The organism is Sulfuricurvum sp. (genome assembly GCF_049587615.1).
Taxonomy (GTDB): domain Bacteria; phylum Campylobacterota; class Campylobacteria; order Campylobacterales; family Sulfurimonadaceae; genus Sulfuricurvum.
On sequence record NZ_JBAVEF010000025.1, the window covers coordinates 95157 to 111578 of the forward strand.

At 47.6% G+C, this 16422-nt stretch carries 15 protein-coding genes and 1 riboswitch; of the genes, 13 read left to right on the forward strand and 2 right to left on the reverse strand.

Annotated features, from left to right (window positions below):
- The first annotated feature begins 23 nt into the window (after window positions 1-23).
- The 3 genes from WB308_RS05265 (at window position 24) to fabI (ending at window position 2847) form a co-directional block, all read left to right on the forward strand.
- Entirely contained in the window at window positions 24-1214 is a 1191-nt protein-coding gene (locus WB308_RS05265; protein ID WP_424189700.1) for a phosphoglycerate kinase, read from the forward strand.
- Between the two features lie 85 nt (window positions 1215-1299).
- Window positions 1300-2019: a triose-phosphate isomerase gene (locus tag WB308_RS05270; RefSeq protein WP_424189702.1), complete on the forward strand. Its 720-nt coding sequence runs from the start codon at window positions 1300-1302 to the stop codon at window positions 2017-2019.
- A 3-nt stretch (window positions 2020-2022) separates the two neighbouring features.
- The gene (fabI, locus tag WB308_RS05275) at window positions 2023-2847 is read left to right on the forward strand and encodes an enoyl-ACP reductase FabI (protein WP_424189857.1); all 825 of its coding nucleotides are present in this window, start codon (window positions 2023-2025) and stop codon (window positions 2845-2847) included.
- A 102-nt stretch (window positions 2848-2949) separates the two neighbouring features.
- On the opposite strand, the gene WB308_RS05280 is transcribed toward fabI, so the two are convergent.
- Window positions 2950-3174 (reverse strand): GIY-YIG nuclease family protein, encoded by a 225-nt coding sequence (locus tag WB308_RS05280; protein WP_424189704.1) that lies wholly within the window; start codon window positions 3172-3174, stop codon window positions 2950-2952.
- A 61-nt stretch (window positions 3175-3235) separates the two neighbouring features.
- Window positions 3236-3658 carry a hypothetical protein gene (locus WB308_RS05285; RefSeq protein WP_424189706.1) on the reverse strand — a complete coding sequence of 141 codons (423 nt, stop codon included), beginning with the start codon at window positions 3656-3658 and terminating at the stop codon, window positions 3236-3238.
- 251 nt (window positions 3659-3909) lie between these two features.
- Here WB308_RS05285 and WB308_RS05290 point away from each other — a divergent pair, with 251 nt between their 5' ends.
- From WB308_RS05290 to WB308_RS05335, 10 genes are all read left to right on the forward strand, one after another.
- Entirely contained in the window at window positions 3910-5082 is a 1173-nt protein-coding gene (locus WB308_RS05290; protein ID WP_424189708.1) for a porin, read from the forward strand.
- Window positions 5083-5286: 204 nt separating this feature from the next.
- Window positions 5287-5379: riboswitch (guanidine-I (ykkC/yxkD leader) on the forward strand.
- Window positions 5380-5428: 49 nt separating this feature from the next.
- Window positions 5429-6544 carry a putative urea ABC transporter substrate-binding protein gene (locus WB308_RS05295; RefSeq protein ID WP_424189710.1) on the forward strand — a complete coding sequence of 372 codons (1116 nt, stop codon included), beginning with the start codon at window positions 5429-5431 and terminating at the stop codon, window positions 6542-6544.
- A 3-nt stretch (window positions 6545-6547) separates the two neighbouring features.
- Window positions 6548-7360, forward strand: coding sequence for an ABC transporter permease (locus WB308_RS05300; RefSeq protein ID WP_424189712.1), 813 nt, complete (start codon window positions 6548-6550; stop codon window positions 7358-7360).
- The gene (locus WB308_RS05305; RefSeq protein WP_424189714.1) at window positions 7357-8133 is read left to right on the forward strand and encodes an ABC transporter ATP-binding protein; all 777 of its coding nucleotides are present in this window, start codon (window positions 7357-7359) and stop codon (window positions 8131-8133) included. Before WB308_RS05300 ends, WB308_RS05305 begins: the two co-directional genes overlap by 4 nt.
- Complete coding sequence (locus tag WB308_RS05310; protein WP_424189716.1) at window positions 8102-8866, forward strand: urea amidolyase associated protein UAAP1; 765 nt, start codon at window positions 8102-8104, stop codon at window positions 8864-8866. The genes WB308_RS05305 and WB308_RS05310 overlap by 32 nt, the downstream gene beginning before the upstream one ends.
- Window positions 8859-9500, forward strand: a complete 642-nt coding sequence (locus WB308_RS05315; RefSeq protein ID WP_424189718.1) for an urea amidolyase associated protein UAAP2 — start codon at window positions 8859-8861, stop codon at window positions 9498-9500. The genes WB308_RS05310 and WB308_RS05315 overlap by 8 nt, the downstream gene beginning before the upstream one ends.
- Before the next feature lie 192 nt (window positions 9501-9692).
- Entirely contained in the window at window positions 9693-13292 is a 3600-nt protein-coding gene (uca, locus tag WB308_RS05320; protein ID WP_424189720.1) for an urea carboxylase, read from the forward strand.
- The gene (locus WB308_RS05325) at window positions 13289-13633 is read left to right on the forward strand and encodes a DMT family transporter (RefSeq protein ID WP_424189722.1); all 345 of its coding nucleotides are present in this window, start codon (window positions 13289-13291) and stop codon (window positions 13631-13633) included. Before uca ends, WB308_RS05325 begins: the two co-directional genes overlap by 4 nt.
- On the forward strand, window positions 13630-15387 hold the full coding sequence (atzF, locus tag WB308_RS05330) for an allophanate hydrolase (protein WP_424189724.1): 1758 nt from the start codon (window positions 13630-13632) through the stop codon (window positions 15385-15387). The genes WB308_RS05325 and atzF overlap by 4 nt, the downstream gene beginning before the upstream one ends.
- A 64-nt stretch (window positions 15388-15451) precedes the next feature.
- Window positions 15452-16405, forward strand: a complete 954-nt coding sequence (locus WB308_RS05335; RefSeq protein ID WP_424189727.1) for an ABC transporter permease — start codon at window positions 15452-15454, stop codon at window positions 16403-16405.
- Window positions 16406-16422 lie beyond the last annotated feature (17 nt).

The following is a 16422-nucleotide window of genomic DNA, read 5'->3' on the forward strand; positions in this document are numbered from 1 at the left end:
TAATCTTACAGTAAGAGGAAATTATGGAGTTATTTAACATCAAAGAGTGCGATATCAAGGGAAAGAAAGTATTTATCCGATGTGATTTTAATGTTCCGATGGATGAATATGGCAATATCACCGACGATCGCCGTATCCGTTCGGCACTTTCAACGATCAGCTATTGTCTGGATCAGGGGTGTGCGATTATTTTAGCCTCCCATTTTGGTCGTCCTAAAGGTGAACCGGATGATAAATACACCCTTGCTCCGATTGCCCGAAGACTGCATCAACTTCTGAAAATTGAGGTTCAGATGGCGGAGGATGTTGTCGGGGAAAGTGCACAAAAGCTTGCCTCTGAACTTAAAGGGGGAGAAGTCTTGTTGCTGGAAAATTTGCGTTTTGAAAAAGGGGAGACTAAAAACGACCCTGAACTGAGTGCTGCACTGGCATCAATGGCCGAGGTGTATGTTAATGATGCATTTGGGGTAAGTCACCGTGCCCATGCCTCGGTAGAGGGGATAACCCAGTATTTTGATGACACACACAAAGCGGCCGGTTTTTTACTCCAAAAAGAGATACAGTTTTTCGGTACCCTTTTGGACCGTCCGGTGAGACCCTTCGCGGCGATTGTCGGCGGGTCTAAAGTTTCCGGTAAACTCGAAGCGCTCATTAATCTATTGCCGAAAGTGGATAAAGTTCTGATTGGCGGCGGTATGGCGTTTACCTTTCTCAAAGCACTCGGACATGATGTCGGAAATTCATTGGTTGAAGATGATTTGCTGGATGAGGCGATCAATATTATGGACGAAGCGAAACGTCTCGGTGTGAAATTTTATCTTCCGGTCGATGTAGTCGCCGCCGAGAAATTTGCTCCCGATGCTATGAGCCGGCTTTGCAGTGTTCAAGAGATCCCGCATGGGTGGATGGGTCTGGATATCGGGCCTGCTACGGTTAGACTCTATCGTCAAGTCCTCGCCGATGTTCAAACGATTTTGTGGAACGGGCCGATGGGGGTTTATGAGATGGACCGCTTTGCACGCGGATCGAACAAAATCGCTCATTTTGTGGCGGATTCGTATGCAACCACAGTCGTAGGGGGCGGTGACACGGCCGATTTGGTCCAGCGCGTGGGTTTGGACGAGGAGATCACTTTTATCTCTACGGGCGGCGGAGCGTCATTGGAGTTGTTGGAAGGTAAGATTCTTCCGGGCGTTAAACCGTTGTTGAAATAATAATACTCGTCACCCCCGCGAAGGCGGGGGTCCAGCTGGATTCCCGCCTTCGCGGGAATGACAATACTGAAAGAAAGGAATTGTCATGATTTTATGTGCCAACTTCAAAGCGAATAAAACACGTCAAGATACACGCGCCTATATGGCAGTGGTTGAGTCGTTTGTGAGTGCAAATGATATCACTGATACGATTATCGTATTTCCCCCTTTCACGGCGCTTGAACATGAGCCGCGTAATGTTTTAATCGGAGTGCAAAACGGCTATCCGGTCCGTAACGGGGCTTATACAGGTGAGATTGCACTCGAACAACTCGAAGAATTTGGCATAAAAACAATTCTTATCGGACACTCCGAACGTCGGCATGTTATCGGTGAGACGCAAGAACAGATCGCTGCAAAATTTCGCTTCTTTGCCGAGGAGGGGTTTGCTATTGTTTATTGTGTCGGCGAGCCTCTGGAAATTCGCGAAGAGGGGAATGACGCCTTGATGGCCTACATCGAACATCAGTTCGAAGGGATCGACCTGTCGTACCCGGATCTGATTTTAGCCTATGAGCCGGTATGGGCAATCGGAACGGGACTCACTCCATCGAACCGCGATATCGAACGGGTGCATGGAGCATTAAAAGCCAAAACGGATGCCCCATTGCTCTATGGCGGAAGTGTGAAAGTGGAAAATGTCGGTGAGATCATGAGACTCGAAAATGTGGACGGAGTTCTCGTCGGATCAGCAGCGCTCAGCGCAAACGATTTTTGCGAGATGATTGCACAGGCGGCAGAATTAAATACAGAAAGAGGAGAATAATTGATGTTAATGCAAGGTAAAAAAGGTCTCATTGTAGGTTTAGCCAACGATAAATCGATTGCATACGGAATCGCGCAGGCACTTCACGCTCAAGGGGCGCAAATGGCGTTTACCTATCTCAACGAAGCGTTACAAAAACGGGTTGAGCCGATTGCGGCAGGCTTTAACAACTCTCCTGTCTATAAACTTGATGTATCGGATGAGTCCGATATGGAAGCAATTGCGGCAAAAGTGGCGGCCGATTTCGGACAAATCGACTTTTTGGTTCACTCAGTTGCATTCGCTCCCAAAGAGGCTCTTACCGAAGGGTTTATGAAAACCTCTAAAAGTGCTTTTCAAATTGCAATGGATGTCTCAGTGTATTCATTGATCGATTTGACGAATCGTTTAGAATCGGTATTAGCTCCGGGTGCATCGATCATTACTCTCAGCTATCTCGGCGGACCGAAATATATCCCTAACTATAATGTTATGGGGGTTGCAAAGGCAGCGCTTGAATCGGCGGTACGCTATATGGCGGTAGAACTGGGTGCACTCAAAGGGCAACGTGTCAATGCAATCAGTGCAGGACCTATCCGTACCCTCGCCGCCAGCGGTATCGGTGATTTCAAACAAATCCTCAATTGGAATGAATCAAACGCACCGCTTCGTAAAAATGTCACCATCGAAGAGGTCGGAAACTCAGCAATGTATCTCCTCAGTGATCTCTCCAGCGGTGTCAGCGGTGAAGTTCATTATGTCGATGCGGGCTATAACATCATGGGTATGGCTGCGGTAGAGAAAAATGACGAAGGTAAAAGTGTTTTTGTTTGGGATGAGAGAGAGTAATCTCCTCGTCATTCCCGCGCAGGCGGGAATCCAGCTCTAAAAAAGGATATCTTCGTATAAATCTTTCCATTCAGGATTAAACTCCTCAATCATCCTAAGTTTCTAATTGCGGTTCCATTTTTTAATTGCTTTTTCTCTACTGATAGCTGATTCCATAGAATCGTGTAATTCATACCATACCAGCACATTGACATCATACTTATCTGTAAAACCATAAGCTAAATGCTGTTTGTGCTCAGAAATTCGTTTAGAAAGATTGGAAGTAACACCTATATAGAGTGTTCCATTAGGTTGAGAAGCGAGTAAGTAAACAGCTGGTTGTTTCATAAATACCTTATTAGCTGGATTCCCGCCTTCGCGGGAATGACGAGAAAAATGTTACGAAACGTTACTTGCCAACTACCGGAAGCGATTGCATCATCTCGATATGAGAAGCCTCTTTCGGTTTCCCTTCCTTCATTTTTTCTTTGTTTTCATGATAAGTTTTCCATTTATCCGCGTATTTTTGGAGGGTCAAAGGGGTGTTGTCCTCTGGTTGTGCAGTGACTGTGCCTGATGGCTCAGAAACGTTTGATACAGCCGTTGCGGAAGTCGCATTTGCGCCGTTCGCAGGGGTAGTGAGCGGTGTCCACTCTTCTTTGAGCCATGCATCCAAAGAGCGCTGCATTGACCCCCCCTCACTTGTTGCGGTAGTACTTGGAGAGACAGCATTAAGCGAGCTGTTTTGAGACGGTGCGACCCCCTCATGGTTGGCACAACCAACTAACAGCAATGCGCTTACAGCGGCAGTTATCATAAGAGTTGCTTTCATTTTTAGTTTCCTTTGAATTATTTGATAATTTGATACTAAGTTATACTATACCATAAAGGGGCTCAGATTTATGATGATTATTCATTTTAAAAATCATACAAAAATGTCATTCTCCATAAAATAGGCGTTTTGCATGGGTAAACGGCAGGTAAACGAAATATTTTTTTCACAGCATTGTTTAAGAATAGCATAGTTACAATTAACCTTGACGAAACAAACACATAAGGTCAAGCTTAACTTAAGGAGAATCAATGAAGTTAGTTAAAATGAGTCTTGCAGCAGCAGTATTGCTCGGAGCAAGCGCATTCGCAATCGATAATGTAAAAGTAAGTGGTGACGCTAAACTTTTCTACAACACAAATGACACAGGTACATTAAGTCTTTTTGACAAAGACAATAGCTATGCTGATACAGCTCTTCGTCTTGGTGTAACCGGTGATTTGCTCAAAGGTGTATCATTCGGTGTAACTGGATATGCAATCAGTACACTTGGCTTGGAAAACAATCTTGTTAGCCATGTTTGGGAAGGAACAGGAGCAGATCAGTCTAAAATCGGTGAAGCATGGTTAGCAGGTACAATGGGCAAAACCACTGTAAAAGTTGGTCGTATGGAACTTGATACTCCATTAGCGTTCTCTGAAAAATGGTCAATCATTCCTAATACATTTGATGCAGCGGTATTGATTAACCAAGATCTTCCGGATACGACTTTGGTGGGTGCATGGGTTGGAAAAAGCAACGGTTCAGCGACAACTGGTGATGAGTATGTTGTTATGGCTCCAAGTTTAGCTTTTAGCAGTTTTTATCAAGGTGCTTATGCTGCAGCTGTCGTAAATAACTCTTTTAAACCTCTTACTGCCCAAGCATGGTACTACGATGTTCAGCATGTTGCTAATGCATATTGGTTGCAAGCGGATTGGGATTGCCAATTGGTTAAAGGTGTAAAAATCGGTGCACAATATGCGGATATCGATTTGAAAAACAGTAGTGCTGATTCTTCTGCGTATGCGCTCAAAGTTGCTTATGCAGGTGTAGAGAATCTAACTCTTTCAGCGGCTTATTCAGATACAGATAAAGATGGCGCTTTGAATGTTGCCAATATTGCAACAACAAATACAACTAGCCAATCTAAATTGTACACAGAAGCATGGTGGAACTACGGATACGTAGGTACTGCAGGTGCTGAATCTTTTAACGTAACAGCTGAATACAATGCAGGATTCGCAAAAGTTGGTGCATATTACACAGATGTTAGCAATGATATTGCTACAAGTACGCATGAAATGACAGAACTAACCGTTACTGCTTCTAAATCATTCGGACCTTTGGATACAACTTTGGCATACGTATCAACCGATGCGGATGATCAAAATAACGGTAGCCAGTACAACTCTGTACAAGCATACCTTACTCTTAATTTCTAAGAGTTTTTCTTCTCACCCCTTTTTGGGGTGAACCTCCACTTCTTCGCATATCTTTTTTTCTTAGCAGCACAAAAAAACAATTATAAAAACTCTTTTGGAAACTGATTAAAATTTAATCAGCAGTATGCACTCTCCCTCTCCAAAAATCCTCTATAATTTTCCCATGTAGAAAAAGCGGAGAGAAGATTTCTTTCTACCATTGTTCAAACAGGATACTAGGGTTCCGGCAGAAATGCGCTGGTCCGAGAGTATCCGGCCTCGCAAGCGGCTACACGGAGGGACAAAAGCCCGGGAGAGAGATAGTTTCTCCCCGCTTTTTCTCGACAAACCGCTCAGGAGGATTTTCATGACACATTTAACCACTCAGTGCACATCTGCTGCAGGCTCCAAGCTCACATCACCGACATTGTCCAAGCGTTTTTCGCTCGCTGTTTTGGCATTGGCTGTTGCGTCAACGACTATGTTTGCCGCTCCGAAAACCCATTTTAAAGTGGCATGGACTATCTATGCCGGATGGATGCCGTGGGATTACGGTGCTCGTAAAGGGATCGTTAAAAAATGGGGTGACAAATACGGCATTAAAATCGATGTTGTTCAGCTCAATGACTATGTTGAATCGATCAACCAATACACGGCGGGATCGTTTGACGGATGCGTTATGACCAATATGGATGCCCTGACAATTCCTGCTGCCGGCGGAATCGATTCAACGGCATTGATTATCGGAGACTATTCCAACGGAAATGACGGTATTGTTGCCAAGGGAGCTAAAAGCCTCAAAGAGTTGAAAGGTCAGAAAGTCAATCTTGTTGAGTACTCCGTTTCTCACTATCTGTTGGAACGGGGCCTCGCTTCTGCAGGGATGAGTGCCAAAGATGTGAAAACCGTCAATACCTCGGATGCGGATATGGTTTCTGCGTTTAATTCCTCTTCGGTCAAAAATGTGGTGACCTGGAACCCTCAGCTCGGTGAAGTGAAAAAAGTTCCTAAAGCGTCACTGTTGTTTGATTCGAGCAAAATTCCCGGTGAGATTATCGACATGATGGTGGTCAATACCCAAACGCTCAAAGAGAATCCGAAACTCGGGAAAGCACTGACCGGGGCATGGTTCGAAATTATGGGAATTATGTCAAAAAATGATCCTAAAGGGGTTGAAGCACGTACGTTGATGGCGAAAGCGTCCGGTACATCGCTCAAAGAGTATCAGTCACAGCTCTCTACAACCAAAATGTTCTATACCGCGGCTGAAGCCCAAAAGTTTACCGAAGATCCAAAACTTATCACGACGATGGGAGAAGTGAGCAAGTTTTCATATGCTCATGGATTGTTAGGGAACAAAGCAAAAAATGCGAATTTTATCGGGATGACGTTTCCGGCTAATAAAATGGTTGGAAATCCTAAGAATATCAAACTCCGATTTAACTCAGAGTACATGAAACAAGCAGCAGAAGGGAAATTGTAATCCATGCGTCTGATCAATCTGGATGCTGGACGGTTTTCCCCGCTTTTAAAAATCCTGCCGTTTGTGATCCTTGGATTGGTCTACTGGATTGCCGCGGATGCACGCCACGCACTAAATCCGGAAGATAAGCTTCTTCCGACATTTGAGGCGATCGGGGATGCGGTAAAGATAATGGTAATGGAGCCGGATGAGTTAACGGGTGAGGCGATTTTGTATACCGATACGGTTGCCAGTTTGTCTCGGATTGTGCAGGGGCTTGGTATTGCTGCTGTAATCGGGTTGGTTTTGGGGATTATTCAAGGGACGTTACCGCTGTTTCGAACCCTATTGTCACCGTTTTCGGCGGCAGTTTCCCTGATCCCTCCGATTGCGATCTTGCCCATATTATTGGTGATATTGGGGATGGAAGAATCGGCAAAAGTGGCTCTGATCGCGATCGGGGTTGCTCCGTTTTTGGTTCGTGATACCCAGCAGCGCTCGATGGAGCTTTCCGAAGAGCTGCTGATTAAGGTACAAACGCTTGGGGCATCGACATGGCAGATTATTCTGCGGGTAGTGTTGCCACATGTAATGCCGCGGCTTTTGGATGCGTTGCGTCTCTCTTTGGGAGCTGCATGGCTTTTCTTGATCACGGCAGAGGCGATTGCATCGTCGGAAGGTTTGGGATACCGTATTTTTTTAATGCGCCGTTACATGGAAATGGATGTAATCTTGCCCTATGTCGCATGGATTACGCTGTTGGCATTTTTGATGGACTGGATGTTGGCCGTGATTATCCGTAAAGCGTTTCCATGGTACCGAAAGGAGAAAAAATGAGTTATCTGCAAATACGCAATGTGTGGAAAACATACGGCGACAATGTTATTTTGGAAAAACTCAATTTCACCATCGAAAAAGGGGAATTTTGTACCCTTATCGGACCTTCCGGATGCGGTAAGAGTACCTTTTTACGGATGCTTTTGGGGCAGGATACCCCCTCAAAGGGGACCATTCTTCTCGAAGGGGAACCCCTCGCCTCCGAGCCGGGGAGCGACCGGGGGGTTGTATTTCAAAAATATACCCTTTTCCCGCATCTTAAAGCGTTGGAAAACGTGATGCTGGGGCTGGAGATGGAACGCTCCCCCTTTTTGGGCAAAGTGCTTGGTTCCGCACGACGGAAGATCAAGGAAGAGGCAATGGAAATGCTGGAATCGGTAGGGCTTGAGCAATCGGCACTAAAATACCCTTCCGAACTTTCAGGAGGGATGCAGCAGCGTCTTTCCATCGCGCAGGCGTTGGTGAAAAAGCCAAAAATCCTTTTGCTGGATGAACCGTTCGGGGCACTTGATCCCGGCAGCCGCGCGGATATGCAGGAACTGGTCCGTGGATTGTGGCAGAGGTACGGACTGACCGCCTTTATGGTGACGCACGACGTAAAAGAGGCGTTTGAATTGGGGACGCGATTACTCGTTTTTGATAAGGTACGCCATGATCCTCAAGCGCCGAATGCCTACGGGGCTACGTTGGTCAATGATATAAAACTCGATAAAAATAAACGAAAAAATAAAGGAGAAGAGCATGTCAACATTAATGAAACCACTATTGCCTGAGACGGTCCTCTTTGATGAGGTTCTTCCCGGCGGGGGACGCTGGAGCAAAATCGTCCGTAAAGGGCAAGTTCTTCGGATTGTGAATACGGAAGGGACAAGCGGTCTTTCGGCTCTTTTCTATAATGTCCATGAACGGACTGAGCGGTACAACGCTGCCGATACGGTCAAAATCCAATACAACGCCTATCTCAAACGAGGCAATGCGCTCTATTCGGATATGGGACGGATTTTGATGTCGATTGTGGCGGACAGCTGCGAAACGCACGATACGGTGTGCGGCTATACGATGGCTTCGGATATCGAAGCGCACTGCGGGCTTGGAAACTATCAGACCAAACGCAACTGCTATTACAAAAACGATTTTGATAATTTTCTTGTGGAACTGGGAAAATACGGGATGGGACGCCGCGATATCATGCCGTGTTTAAACCTTTTTGCCGATGCAAAAATCGGTGAGAGCGGAGAACTGATCTTTCGTGAGGAGAGCGTACCTGCAGGAAGCTTTATCGAGCTGCGTGCAGAGATGGATGTGTTGGTGATTCTCTCCAATACGGTGCACGTTTTAAGCACGGATACCACGTATGATGTAAAACCTGTTGCCTTGATCGTCTATCAAGGAGATGAGGTTACGTCCGATGATCCGTGTGTGATCGATTCGGAGCGTAGCGAGCGGGCGTTTGTAAATACCCGAAATTATATGAAGCAGTTTGCGCAAGGAGGGGGAAATGTCTGAAATGATTACGGTTAATCTAACGTTGAATGACCCGATTTACGATGAAACGATCCCCGCCGGAGAGCCATGGTACAAAGTGGTGAAAGCCGGAGAGGTATTGCGAATCGTCGATTTGGAAGGGTGCCAGGCGGTGGATACCCTCTTTTACAATGCCAATGATGTCACGGAGCGCTACAGTGCCCCTCAAACGATCGTTCGCCAAAAAAATATTTTTGTCGAGACGGGAACCGAGCTGGTTTCAAATTTGGGAAATACGATGATGAAAGTGATCAGTGACACGTGCGGGCGTCATGACACCCTTGGCGGTGCGTGCAGTGCTGAGAGTAATACCGTTCGCTATGCATTGGACAAACTCGATATGCATTCGTGCCGGGATAATTACCTGTTGGCACTGGGGCAAATGGGAATGGACAAACGTGATTTGGTCAGCAATATCAATTTTTTCATGAATGTGCCGGTTGAAGCGGACGGAAAGCTGGCAATCGTTGATGGAATATCGGCTCCAGGAAGTACAATCGAGCTGTTTGCCGTGATGGATACGCTGGTCTTGATATCCAACTGCCCTCAGCTCAATAATCCGTGCAATGCGTTTAACCCTAGTCCTGTCCGACTGAGTATCTATAAACCTGTTTAATAACTGATGTTACGTACTGTATTGATTTAAATTCTTGAAAGTCGTATTTTACTTTTGTCATTCCCGCGAAGGCGGGAATCCAGCTTTGCTTTATGGGGATGGATCCCCGGGTCAAGCCCGAGGATGACGGGAAAAAGATTTTTCAGGGTAAGGTCAGTTAATAATTTATCAATTTTGATGTGAGGAAATAAAATGTTTGCCAAAGTACTGATTGCTAACCGTGGGGAGATTGCGTGCCGTATTATCCGTACCCTCAAAAAAATGAAGATCGGATCGGTTGCGGTCTATTCGCATGCCGATGCGGGATCGCTTCACGTGATGATGGCCGATCAATCGGTATGTCTGGGCGAGCCGCCCGCCAAAGAGAGCTATTTGGATGCTGAAAAAATCATTCAGGCGGCAAAAGAGACGGGAGCGCAGGCGATTCATCCCGGATACGGATTTTTGAGCGAAAATGCAGCATTCGCCCGCCGATGTGCCGAAGAGGGGATCGTTTTTATCGGTCCGATGCCGCAGCACATGGAAGAATTTGGTCTCAAACATACCGCACGCTCTATGGCAAAAGCACATGGAGTTCCATTATTACCGGGAACAGAACTTCTCGAAAGTGTTGAAGAAGCACTGAGTGCTGCTGCAGAGATTGGGTATCCGGTGATGCTCAAAAGTACCGCAGGCGGTGGCGGAATCGGAATGCAGTTGTGCACCAGTGCCGAAGAGCTGCAAAACGGGTATGAATCGGTTGGACGTCTCAGTAAGAGCAATTTTAGCCAAGGCGGCATTTACCTCGAAAAATTTGTCGCCTCCGCCCGTCATATCGAAGTACAGATCTTCGGTGATGGACAAGGGGAGGTGATCGCATTGGGCGAGCGGGACTGTTCGCTTCAGCGTCGTAATCAAAAGGTGATCGAAGAGACACCGGCACCGGGGTTATCAGAAGAGATCCGGGAACAGCTGCGCAGTGCCGCGACCAATTTGGCTCGCGCTGCCTCGTATAAATCGGCAGGAACGGTAGAGTTTGTCTACGATACGCAGGAAGGGAAATTCTATTTTCTGGAAGTGAATACACGGTTGCAAGTCGAGCATGGCGTAACGGAAGAGATCTACGGAGTAGATTTGGTTGAGTGGATGATTCTCGAAGCCTCCGGCGACCTAGGTGATACCCTGAGCCGTTCGTATTCGGCCAACGGCCACGCGATTCAAGTACGTGTTTACGCCGAAGATCCGCTGAAAAATTTCCAACCCAGTTCGGGAATATTGAGTGAGGTGATTTGGCCTGATGAGGTACGGTGCGAGACATGGATTGAACGTGGGAGTGTGATCTCTCCTTATTACGATCCGATGATTGCCAAGATCATTGTCCATGCATCAACGCGCGATGATGCTATCAAGGCAATGTTGAGTGCACTCAAAGAAACAACGCTGTATGGGATCGTGACGAATCTCGGGTATTTGCAGTATGTCTTAGGAGAAGAAGTTTTTGCAAAAGGTGAGCAGACCACCAAATATTTGGGGACTTTAGCCTATGCACCCTCAATTGTCGAAGTAATCAAACCGGGAACTCATACCACGATACAATCAGCACCCGGACGAATCGGCTACTGGGATATCGGTGTTCCCCCTTCCGGTCCTATGGATTCACTCTCGTTTCGATTGGGTAACCGTCTTTTAGGCAATGATGCAAAAGCTCCGGGATTGGAAATGACGGTTACGGGCTCGACACTGAAATTTCATTTTCCGACTCGGATCGTATTGACCGGGGCGCAGATGAAAGCCCAGCTTAACGGCATCGATCTTTCTTTCTGGGAGACGATAGAGGTGGTGTCCGGGGATGTTCTCAAAATGGGGATTATCGAAGGCTCAGGGGCACGTACCTATTTGCTGATTGATGGCGGATTTAAGGTACCGGAATATCTGGGTTCTACGGCAACCTTTACCCTCGGAGAATTCGGCGGACACGGGGGACGAATCCTTCAGATAGGCGATCAGTTGACGACCCTTCCCGCGACATCCGGAAAATCTGCGGCCGTATTGAATGGCTCATTGCGTCCGCAGATGTCAAAACAGTGGGAGATTGGTGTAATTTATGGCCCGCATGGAGCTCCGGATTTTTTCAAAGAGGAATACATCGATACTTTTTTTGCCACTGATTGGGAGGTTCACTACAACTCCAACCGTACGGGTATCCGGCTCATCGGTCCTAAACCACTTTGGGCTCGAGAAGACGGGGGAGAGGCAGGATTGCACCCCTCCAATCTGCATGACAACGCTTACGCGATCGGGACGGTCGATTTTACGGGAGACATGCCGGTTATTTTAGGCCCCGACGGGCCGAGTCTGGGAGGATTTGTCTGTCCGGTCACGATTATCGGTGCGGAATTGTGGAAGATGGGGCAGTTGGGTCCAAAAGACAGAGTCCGATTTATTCCGGTAACGTATGACGATGCTGTTGCAATGGAGCGGGAACTTGAGGAGAAAATTGCATCACTTGAAGGGAGTTTGCCGACACTTCCGGCTTCAACCGTTACGAATCCGGTTGTAGATGAGATTTCTGCCAATGAGCGCCATGATGCCGTGAAGGTACGTTTGTCGGGGGATCATTATGTGTTGATCGAATTTGGTCCTATGGAGCTTGATCTGACGTTACGTTTTCAGGTGCATGAATTGATGCGCCGTCTCAAAGTCTCAGGTGATTCGCGCCTGATTGACCTGACGCCGGGGATCCGATCGTTGCAGATTCATTATGAGAGCCAAACATTGCCTTTGAGCGAACTGCTGGCGACCATCAAGAGCGAACTCTCTCACATGCCTGCGACACGTGACATCATTGTCCCTAGCCGAACGGTCTATCTTCCGTTGTCCTGGGATGATTCTGCAACGAAACTGGCGATTGAAAAATACATGCAGTCGGTTCGCAACGATGCGCCGTGGTGCCCGAGCAACATCGAATTTATCCGACGTATGAACGGCTTGGAGAACCTTGAGGAGGTACAAAATATCCTTTTTGAGGCGGAATATCTTGTCATGGGGCTGGGCGATGTTTATTTAGGGGCTCCGGTTGCGGTTCCTGTCGATCCGCGCCATCGTCTTGTCACGACGAAGTACAATCCGGCACGTACCTGGACACCGGAAAATGCCGTTGGGATCGGCGGAACCTACATGTGTGTCTACGGAATGGAAGGACCCGGAGGGTATCAGTTCGTCGGTCGGACGGTACAGATGTGGAATCGCTATAAGTCCACGCACGATTTTAAAGCGGGTAAACCGTGGCTTTTGGAATTTTTCGACCGGATCCGTTTTTATCCTGTATCTCACGATGAATTGCTTCAGATGCGAAAAGATTTTATCAACGGAACTTTTTCGGTGCGAATAGAAGAGGGAGAATTTTCGTTGGCCGAATATCTTGGGTTTCTTGAGACAAATAGTGAAGGGATATCGGCATTTAAAAAGGTTCAGCAAGAAGCATTTAAAGAAGAACGCGAGCGGTGGGAGGCATCCGGAGTCTCCGCGTATGTGAGTGAAACGCTTGAAACACAAGAGGAGAGCGATTTTGCCGAAATTCCGGCCGGATGCGAAGCGATTGCCAGTTTTCTCTCCGGGAATGTTTGGGAAGTTTCAGTCAAGGCGGGGGATCGTGTCGCCGAAGGGGACACCCTCGTCGTGATCGAAGCGATGAAATCGGAAGTTTTCATCGAATCTCCTGCGGCAGGTGAAGTGGTAGAGGTGCTGTGTGTACAAGGAGATACCGTTCATACCGGACATACCCTTGTTATTCTCAAAACGGAAGGTGCATGATGAACAGTTGGGTTTTATTGGGACTGGCGATATTGCTGGAGGTTGCCGGGACGACATCGATGAAACTTTCCGATGGGATGCAAAAGGTTTTCCCGACGGTTATGATTTTTGTCTTTTATGCAATGGCTTTTACCCTTATGCCCTTTATAATGAAAAAAATTGAGATGAGCACCGTTTATGCGATTTGGACGGGGGCAGGAACGGTTATGGTGACATTCATAGGGATTGTCTATTTCAGTGAATCTTCGAATCTGTTGAAGCTTGGCAGTATCGCCCTCATCGGCTTTGGGGTAATCGGGCTTCACATGGCTGAACGGGCTACACACGGAGGTATCGGATGAAAACATTAAAAACGATCAAAGATTATGCAGAGAGCTATTTGCTAGAGGGGCATTCGGTCCGGGACGTCATCAATCATTGTATGGTTGTGTCAGAGCGGTTTGATGAAAACAATATCTGGATCGCAAAAGCCGATGACGCGTTTTTGGAGCCCTATTTTCTTAGATTGGAAAAATGCGATCCCGCTTCTTTGCCGTTGTACGGTGTCCCTTTCGCGGTAAAAGACAATATCGATGTGGCAGGGTTGCCGACAACGGCCGGATGTGCCGAATTTTCCTACATCCCGACCGAGCATGCTTTTGTCGTTGAACAGTTGATCAATGCCGGTGCGATTCCGATCGGAAAGAGCAACATGGATCAGTTCGCTTCAGGGCTTGTAGGGACACGAAGCCCCTATGGCGAGGGGATCAATCTCTTTGATCCGGAATACATTTCGGGGGGGTCGAGTTCCGGTTCGGCATTGGCCGTTACGGCCGGAATCGTCCCTTTTTCGTTGGGTACCGATACGGCCGGATCGGGACGTGTTCCCGCAGCGTTCGGCAACATTGTGGGATTGAAACCGACGCGGGGATCGCTGAGTATCCGGGGCGTCGTTCCCGCATGTAAAAGTCTCGATTGCGTTGCTGTTTTTGCACGATCTTGTGAAGATGCCCAGCGTGTTTATGAGATATGTGCTGTTTTTGATGCGGATGATTCGTATTCTCGTCCACACAGTTGTGTCCATCCTTTTGGAGGGACGTTTCGCTTCGGAGTCCCCCGTAGGGAGCAGTTGGAATTTTTTGGAAACAGCGCGTATGAGACTCTTTTTTGGGAGAGTGTTGAGAAACTTGAATCCTTAGGGGGGGTGCGGCACGAAATTGATTTTACCCCTTTTATGGAAACGGCACGATTGCTGTACCACGGTCCGTGGATTGCGGAACGCTATTGCGGGATTAAAGAGTTTGCCGCTACGCAAAGCGATGCGATGCTGGAGGTGACGCGGGGGATTGTCCTCTCCGGTGCCAAACCGACAGCAATGGATGCTTTCGATGGGTTTTATCGTCTTTCGGAGCTGAAACGTCGGAGTGATGAGATCCTCGAAACGATCGATCTCATGGTGACTCCGACGGCGGGAACGATCTATACCCGGGATGCGGTTCGCAACGATCCGCTTGCATTGAATACCAATCTCGGATACTACACCAATTTTATGAATTTGCTGGATCTCAGCGCGTGCGCCGTCCCCGCCGGATTTACTCCCGAGGGGCTCCCCTTCGGCGTAACCCTGGCTGCCCCTGCATGGAGTGAACATTCCCTCTTGAGTGTCGGTGCAAAGCTGCACTCAGCGTCGGGATATCCCAGTGGGCTTGTTGAAACCGGTCACCACGAAACCGTCTTGTTAGCCGTCTGCGGTGCGCACATGTCCGGACTTCCGCTGAACCATGAATTGACGAGCAGGGGAGCGGTGATGGTGCATAAATCTTCCACAGCACCTTCGTACCGATTTTATGCGCTGGAAAGTTTTGCGCCGCCCCGTCCCGGTCTTGTTCATGTGAATGAGGGGGGAGGAGAGATCGATGTTGAGATTTGGGAGATACCTGCACAGCAGTTCGGGTCATTTTTTAACGGAGTCCCCGCACCTTTGGCATTGGGGAGTTTAACTTTGGGCGATGGAAAGGTTGTCAAGGGATTTTTGTGTGAAAGTTATGTCCTTGTGGGGGCTAAAGAGATCACGGCAATGAAAAGTTGGCGAACCTACCTCCAATCCAATCGGTAAATCGGTTCTGATTCTCATCCCTTAGGGGATGAATCCCCTTTTTGATTTTCGCTATAATCTCCCCATGAAATATTTTTTCCGATCTTTGTCGTATACGGCATTAATGCTCTTTTTGATTTCCCTGATCTCTTTCGGGGCGATTCACATGGCACCGAACAGTTTTATGGGAGGGGAGCTTAACCCGAACATGACCCCCGAATCGATAGCGCAATTGCGTGCCATCTACGGGTTGGATAAACCGCTGTTTCAACAGTACATCGATTGGGTTGTCAATCTCTTTACCCTTAATTTCGGCATATCATTCGTCAGCGGTGCTCAGGTATCCGAAGTGGTTGCCGATAGGCTGCCGGTAACCTTGTGGATGAACATCATCGCCATGATGATGACCTTTGTTCTTTCGTTATGGATGGGGATCAAAGCAGCACTGGCCCATGGAAAAAAAACCGATACGTTCCTGAGCCAGTTTGCACTGCTGAGTTTCGCAATGCCTTCCTACTATCTGGCATTGGTGGCGATGATGGTGCTCAGCGTAACGCTGGGATGGTTTCCGATTGCGGGGATGCATTCATTGGAGCCGCCTGAGGGGATAGGGTATTATCTCGATATGGCATGGCATTTGAGCTTGCCGATTTTGGTGATGGTGTTTGTCGGGGTAGGGAGTTTGGTTCTTTATATCCGATCTTTAACCCTCGAAATCCTCAAAAGTGACTATATCTATTTTGCCCGTTCGCGGGGGATAGAGGAGGCTATGATTATTCGCCGCTATATTCTCCCCAATCTCCTCCCCCCCATTGTGACGATGATGGGGCTCTCTCTCCCCGGACTGATCGGCGGATCGGTGATATTGGAATCGATTTTCGGGATTGAGGGGATGGGACAGCTCTTTTATCTCAGTGCTATGAGTCGGGATTATCCGGTGATTATGGGGATTTTGATGATGAGTGCGTTTTTAACGCTGATCGGGAATCAGATTGCGGATGCAATCTTGTTAAAACTCAATCCATTTGTGAAACGGTAGTGTTCTTTTCTTTTTAA

Excerpts from the sequence above, each read along its gene's own strand:
- WB308_RS05265 (WP_424189700.1), top strand. The coding sequence starts at position 24 with ATGGAGTTATTTAACATCAAAGAGTGCGATATCAAGGGAAAGAAAGTA.
- WB308_RS05270 (WP_424189702.1), top strand. The coding sequence starts at position 1,300 with ATGATTTTATGTGCCAACTTCAAAGCGAATAAAACACGTCAAGATACA.
- fabI (WP_424189857.1), top strand. The coding sequence starts at position 2,023 with ATGTTAATGCAAGGTAAAAAAGGTCTCATTGTAGGTTTAGCCAACGAT.
- WB308_RS05280 (WP_424189704.1), bottom strand. The coding sequence starts at position 3,174 with ATGAAACAACCAGCTGTTTACTTACTCGCTTCTCAACCTAATGGAACA.
- WB308_RS05285 (WP_424189706.1), bottom strand. The coding sequence starts at position 3,658 with ATGAAAGCAACTCTTATGATAACTGCCGCTGTAAGCGCATTGCTGTTA.
- WB308_RS05290 (WP_424189708.1), top strand. The coding sequence starts at position 3,910 with ATGAAGTTAGTTAAAATGAGTCTTGCAGCAGCAGTATTGCTCGGAGCA.
- WB308_RS05295 (WP_424189710.1), top strand. The coding sequence starts at position 5,429 with ATGACACATTTAACCACTCAGTGCACATCTGCTGCAGGCTCCAAGCTC.
- WB308_RS05300 (WP_424189712.1), top strand. The coding sequence starts at position 6,548 with ATGCGTCTGATCAATCTGGATGCTGGACGGTTTTCCCCGCTTTTAAAA.
- WB308_RS05305 (WP_424189714.1), top strand. The coding sequence starts at position 7,357 with ATGAGTTATCTGCAAATACGCAATGTGTGGAAAACATACGGCGACAAT.
- WB308_RS05310 (WP_424189716.1), top strand. The coding sequence starts at position 8,102 with ATGTCAACATTAATGAAACCACTATTGCCTGAGACGGTCCTCTTTGAT.
- WB308_RS05315 (WP_424189718.1), top strand. The coding sequence starts at position 8,859 with ATGTCTGAAATGATTACGGTTAATCTAACGTTGAATGACCCGATTTAC.
- uca (WP_424189720.1), top strand. The coding sequence starts at position 9,693 with ATGTTTGCCAAAGTACTGATTGCTAACCGTGGGGAGATTGCGTGCCGT.
- WB308_RS05325 (WP_424189722.1), top strand. The coding sequence starts at position 13,289 with ATGATGAACAGTTGGGTTTTATTGGGACTGGCGATATTGCTGGAGGTT.
- atzF (WP_424189724.1), top strand. The coding sequence starts at position 13,630 with ATGAAAACATTAAAAACGATCAAAGATTATGCAGAGAGCTATTTGCTA.
- WB308_RS05335 (WP_424189727.1), top strand. The coding sequence starts at position 15,452 with ATGAAATATTTTTTCCGATCTTTGTCGTATACGGCATTAATGCTCTTT.